Here is an 811-nt window from a genome sequence, read left to right on the forward strand (position 1 = left end):
TTAAAAACAAAAGATATAGCACAAGAATTAGGAATTAATCCTGATACTTTTAATTCTATGAAATTTAGAAATTCCATTTCTTATTCACAAATATTAAACTTCTTGCAAGAAAGAAATATAAGTATAAATTATTTCTTTTATAAAAACTCTCCAAAAGTTCAATTAGAAAGTGAAAATAAATATAAGATTTTAAAACTTTATAAAACAAATGTAAGTTTGAGTGGAGGTGGAATTAATGATTTAATAGATTATTCTAAACTTATCATAGATAAAAAACTATTAAGCTTCTTTGGAAGTAAAATTGTGAGTTTATGACTTGTTATGGAGAGAGTATGGAATCACTAATTAAAGATAGAAGTTATTTATAAGCTTTTAAAGAAAAGAGCTTAAAAATAAAAGCATTTGTGTGATTAACACAAGAGATGGACTTTTTATCAAACAAGTTTTCAAACAAGATAATGGAGTAATGCTTCATTCTTTAAATCCTTTATATAAAGACATTTTTTATAAAATGGAATTTGTATTAGTATGATTAGAATAATTCTTAACTTAAAATATTTTTAAGTTAAGAATTATTTATTTATTATTGATTAGAAAAATTAGATAAAATACAAGCAAGAACAAGCAAGAATATAAGATAAAGTATTTTATTTATATGCTTATATATGAATAACTTTCATAATGATTACAAGTTTATAAAATTTGCAATTTAAATAATTGTGATAAATACAATTTTATAATTTTCTAGTCTATATATTCTATCAAAGTATCTGTTTAATTTTACATCATCAAAACTTTAGTACTTAAGATA

1 pseudogene is annotated in these 811 nt (G+C 20.6%); it reads left to right on the forward strand.

Annotation, left to right across the window (positions count from 1 at the left end):
- Positions 1 to 532, forward strand: a pseudogene (locus GQV94_RS07605) (S24 family peptidase); the annotation flags it as partial.
- Between the last annotated feature and the right edge of the window lie 279 nt (positions 533 to 811).

This window comes from Campylobacter sp. TTU_617, assembly GCF_016599045.1.
GTDB lineage: Bacteria > Campylobacterota > Campylobacteria > Campylobacterales > Campylobacteraceae > Campylobacter_D.